This window comes from Streptomyces klenkii (assembly GCF_003626645.1).
Classification (GTDB): Bacteria; Actinomycetota; Actinomycetes; order Streptomycetales; family Streptomycetaceae; genus Streptomyces; species Streptomyces klenkii.
The window spans coordinates 1-1152 of record NZ_RBAM01000145.1 but is presented as its reverse complement, the minus strand read 5'-3'; the positions used below and the strand labels follow the sequence as shown (position 1 = coordinate 1152).

The following is a 1152-nucleotide window of genomic DNA, read 5'->3' as shown; positions in this document are numbered from 1 at the left end:
CGCCATGCTGAGCCCGAGCGGTCCCGGCGGGGCCGGGGAGGCGGCGGCCGGCCGGGAGCCCGCCGACGCTGAGCCCACCGACGCGGAGCTGACCGACATGGTGATGGCCGTCTTCCTCGCGGGGACGGAGACCACCGCCAGCGCCCTGACCTGGGCCCTGTACCTGCTCGCGACCCACCGGGACGTCGAGGAACGCCTGCACGCCGAGGTCGACCGGGTGCTGGCCGGCGGCCCCGTCGCGTTCGCGCACCTGCCGGAGTTGCAGGTCACCGGCCACGTGGTGACCGAGACCCTCCGCCTCCACCCGCCCGGCTGGATGCTGACGCGGGTGACCACCGCCGACACCGAGCTGGCGGGAGCGCGCCTGCCCGCCGGAACGCCCCTCGCCTGCAGCCCGCACCTGCTCCACCACCGCCCCGACCTGCACGAGGAGCCCCGCCGTTTCACCCCCGAGCGGTGGGCGCGGGAGCGGCCGGACCGCGCCACGTACATCCCCTTCGGAGCGGGCGCCAGGAAGTGCGTCGGCGACCGCTTCGCCGTCACCGAGGCCGTTCTCGCCCTCGCCTCGATCGCCTCCCGGTGGAGGCTCTCCCCGCTCACCGACCGCCCCCCGCCGCACTCACTCCGGCACGTCCCCAGCCCGCGCGGCCTGCGCATGCGCGCCACGGCCCGCCCCTGAACCTCCCGGCGGGCGAGGACGCCGCCGGTGCGACGAGACAAGGAAGCCGCGTCATGACACAGCTCAGCGAGCCGACGGCCGCACGGGTGAGCGCCCTGTACGACCAGGCCGCGGAACTCCTGCCGGAGGACTTCGGGCTCTTCCCGAACCTGCACTTCGGCTACTGGGAAGGCCCCGAAGGGGACGCCGAGGGCGAGGCCACCCTGCAGGACGCCGCGGCCCGGCTCACCGGGCTGGTCGCCGCACGGCTCGGGGCGGGCCCGGGAACGCGGATGCTGGACGTCGGCTGCGGGGTCGGCGGCCCGGCCCTCCAGATCGCCCGCGCCACCGGCTGCCACGTCGTCGGCATCACCCTCAGCGCCGGGCAGGTCGGGCTCGCCCGCGCCCTGGCCGACCGGGACGGGGCATCGGACCGCCTCGCCTTCCTGCGCGCGGACGCCGCCGAGCTGCCCTTCGAGGACGACTCCTTCGAC

Annotated in this window: 2 protein-coding genes; both read left to right on the top strand. The window is 76.4% G+C overall.

All coding sequences use genetic code 11. From position 1 onward, the window contains the following. Window positions 1-679, top strand: a 679-nt coding sequence (locus tag D7231_RS35295; RefSeq protein ID WP_120760475.1) for a cytochrome P450, incomplete at its 5' end; no start/stop codon positions are given. A 53-nt stretch (window positions 680-732) separates the two neighbouring features. Then, window positions 733-1152, top strand: a 420-nt coding sequence (locus D7231_RS35290; protein WP_120760473.1) for an SAM-dependent methyltransferase, incomplete at its 3' end; no start/stop codon positions are given.